Annotated in this window: 4 protein-coding genes; all 4 read left to right on the top strand. The window is 60.2% G+C overall.

Features of this window, described 5'->3' with window-relative positions; genetic code table 11:
* Window positions 1-542 (top strand): GspH/FimT family pseudopilin (locus V7Z54_RS07820; RefSeq protein ID WP_334135635.1); only part of this gene is annotated, 542 nt, incomplete at its 5' end.
* Between the two features lie 26 nt (window positions 543-568).
* Complete coding sequence (locus V7Z54_RS07815; protein WP_334135634.1) at window positions 569-1,027, top strand: type IV pilus modification PilV family protein; 459 nt, start codon at window positions 569-571, stop codon at window positions 1,025-1,027.
* A gap of 41 nt (window positions 1,028-1,068) precedes the next feature.
* Complete coding sequence (locus V7Z54_RS07810; RefSeq protein ID WP_334135632.1) at window positions 1,069-2,061, top strand: PilW family protein; 993 nt, start codon at window positions 1,069-1,071, stop codon at window positions 2,059-2,061.
* Window positions 2,058-2,648 (top strand): pilus assembly PilX family protein, encoded by a 591-nt coding sequence (locus V7Z54_RS07805; RefSeq protein ID WP_334135631.1) that lies wholly within the window; start codon window positions 2,058-2,060, stop codon window positions 2,646-2,648. The genes V7Z54_RS07810 and V7Z54_RS07805 overlap by 4 nt, the downstream gene beginning before the upstream one ends.
* Window positions 2,649-2,839: the final 191 nt, after the last annotated feature.

Below are 2,839 nucleotides of genomic sequence, written 5' to 3'. Positions count from 1 at the left end.
CCGTCTCCGTGCTGGCCATCTTGCTGGCCATCGGTGTTCCCCGCCTGCAGAGCTTTGTCGCCAGCAGCCGTATGCGTGCCGCGTCACACGACCTCTATAGTGCGCTGCAGACGGCGCGCATGGAGGCCATACGACGCAATCAGCGCGTCACCGTCTGCAAGGCAAATACGGATTTCAGCAACTGCAACAACAGCGGGAACTGGCACAGCGGCTGGATTGTTTTTGTCGACAGAACGGTCAGTGCCCCCCCGGCCGTCGACGGCACCGACACCATCTTGCAAGTACGACAGCCTCTCGCGCCCGACATCGTCATCACAGGCAACGGAGGCGCAAGCGGCACGGCAACGTATGTCTCCTTCGGCGCTGACGGCGCCAGCAAGCAACTCAATGGTGCGTTCCAGGCCGGCACGTTACGCGTTTGCAGCACGAGCGCAGCGCTGTCCAACGACACACGGGCCCGCCACCTGGTGATCAACGCGTCCGGACGCATCATTTCCGAATCGGTGACGGGGGTTGCCAGCACCTGCCCGGCACCTAACTGACAACCGGATAGCCATCCCTACAAGCTATGGTTCACCATAACACCTCGTCCCGCACGCAGACATGCCGAGGCGCCGGTCTCATTGAAGTGATGGTTGCCGTGATCGTTTTTTCAGTCGGCCTGATTGGCATTCTACGGATGCAACTGGCAGCAATGCGTAATGCGGAAAGTGCGTTTGCCAGCAATCACGCCGCACTCCTGGCCTATGCCATGTTTGATGTTTTACGGGCCGACCGCGCCGGCGCCGCTGGCGACCGTTACGACATACCCAAGACATGCAGCACGACATCTGGAAAAAGTGGCCTGGCGGGGTCTGCGTTGAACGACTGGCTTCAGTCACTCAAGGCAACGCTGGGTAATCACGACGGCGTCTGTGGCGAAGTCGATTGCACCGGCGCAGACTGTCTGGTTCGCGTGTACTGGGATGACAGCCGCGCAACCGAAGGATCCTCGGCCGCCAGCATTGAAGTTCGGTCTCGCCTATGAAACAGAGGCTGCCACCGAACAAACCGTGGCCCCCGGCGTCGATGGAATTGCGACCACCGGTGCGCGGGATCGGGCTGGTCGAACTGATGATTGCCCTGACCTTGGGTCTGGTCGTCAGCGGAGCGATTTTCGGTATTTTTATCTCCAGCCGCGACACATTTAGAACAACCGAGAATCTTGCTCGGCTGCATGACGACGCGCGCATCACCTTCGAGCTGCTTGCTCGCGAAATACGCGAAGCGGGAAGCATCGCCTGCGGCAACACCAACGTGGCCAATGTTCTAAACAATGGTGGCACCGACTGGTGGGCCAATTGGGCAACGGGTCCGCTCGTCGGCTACGGCGGCAATACTCCCGGGCCGCGCGCGTTTGGCTCTACGACCGGAGATCGGATCAGTGGCACCGAAGCGATCTTACTACGCCGTGGCAATGCTTCTCCCGTCATCATCACGGAGCACAATCCCGCTTCAGCGCAGTTCAAGGTCAACACATCAAACCATGGTTTCAACGATGGCGACATTTTGATGGCTTGCGACAGCCAGTCGGCTGCCATTTTTCAAGTCACCAATAGCAGCCAGACCAACAGGACCGTCGTACACAATACAGGCACCGGCACACCAGGAAACTGCTCGAAGGATCTCGGCTTTCCGACCAACTGCAACGGCAATCGAAAAGAACGCACCTTTGCCCAGGGCGGATATCTGGCGAAATACAGCGCGGCATTTTGGTACATCGGCGTCAACCCGCGGGGCGGTCGATCTCTTTACCGCATGGAAAACAACGGAGCACCCACGGAAATGGCGCGTGATGTAACCAACCTTCAGCTTACATTCCTGACCGGCGACCGAGCCGAACCGCCGCAGTATGCCGACTCATTCGTCGCTGCCAACAGCGTCACGCAGTGGAACGACGTCGTCGCCGTCCGCGTGGTACTCACTCACCAAACGAGCGAGGCCGTTGGCACTGGTGGCGGCCCCGTGGGGCGCTCCACACAGTATGTGGTGAGCGTGCGCAACCGGGAATACGTACCATGATGACACGACACCGCTGCCTTCCGCGTTCGGGACGTCGGGCATCCGCAGGCTTTACGCTCGTCATCGCGCTGATACTGCTGTTGGCGATGACCATCATCGGTGTGACGACGATTCGCAGCACCGTCATCGAACAGCGACTCGCCAACGCGACACTGGACCGCAATCTGGCGTTCCAGGCGGCCGAAGCAGCCCTGCGGGTCGGTGAATCCGTCGCCACCATCCACGCACGGACAGCGCCCGCCCTGTCACAACTGGCCGCGGACGGCACGTGCGACCGTACGGTGCAGTCGAACTGTGCTGACGGTATGTGCCAACTTCACGATCCCGACTGTCCACTGCGCAGCAGCGACCTCACCGTTACTGCCTGGGCCACTGCGTCAACGGTCAACCTCGGTCCCCTCATGGGTCAACATCCCCAGTACCTCGTGGAGTTCTTGGGCGCCAACTTTGACTGTGCGCCGCCGGATCCGACGTCCCCCAACGACCCCGACAACAACTGCAAACGCTACCGCATCACCGCGCGGGCCCAGCCCGCGAATAACGATCGGGCAACCGTGATGCTGGAAGTCCTGTTCGCCACGGAATAGTTTGCTCGGATCCAAGGCCATGAACGCAAAGCCTTCGTTCTTTACACATTTGCTGATTGCATCGGCTTGCGCACTCGCGAATTCCGTTTCGATGGCGCAATCGTCGCTGTGGCCCTCCACGCCGCTGTTCATCGGTCTGAGCGTACCACCGAATCTCGTGCTGGCCATCGACGACTCCGGCAGCATGGATT

Source organism: Tepidimonas sp., from assembly GCF_036824975.1.
In the GTDB taxonomy this organism is placed as follows: domain Bacteria; phylum Pseudomonadota; class Gammaproteobacteria; order Burkholderiales; family Burkholderiaceae_C; genus Tepidimonas.
The sequence above is the reverse complement of the archived record's forward strand: the minus strand, read 5'-3'. Positions and strand labels throughout refer to the sequence as shown.

What these genes read in the sequence shown, in the direction of transcription:
- V7Z54_RS07805 (WP_334135631.1), top strand. Translation starts at nt 2,058, where the DNA reads ATGATGACACGACACCGCTGCCTTCCGCGTTCGGGACGTCGGGCATCC.
- V7Z54_RS07810 (WP_334135632.1), top strand. Translation starts at nt 1,069, where the DNA reads ATGGAATTGCGACCACCGGTGCGCGGGATCGGGCTGGTCGAACTGATG.
- V7Z54_RS07815 (WP_334135634.1), top strand. Translation starts at nt 569, where the DNA reads ATGGTTCACCATAACACCTCGTCCCGCACGCAGACATGCCGAGGCGCC.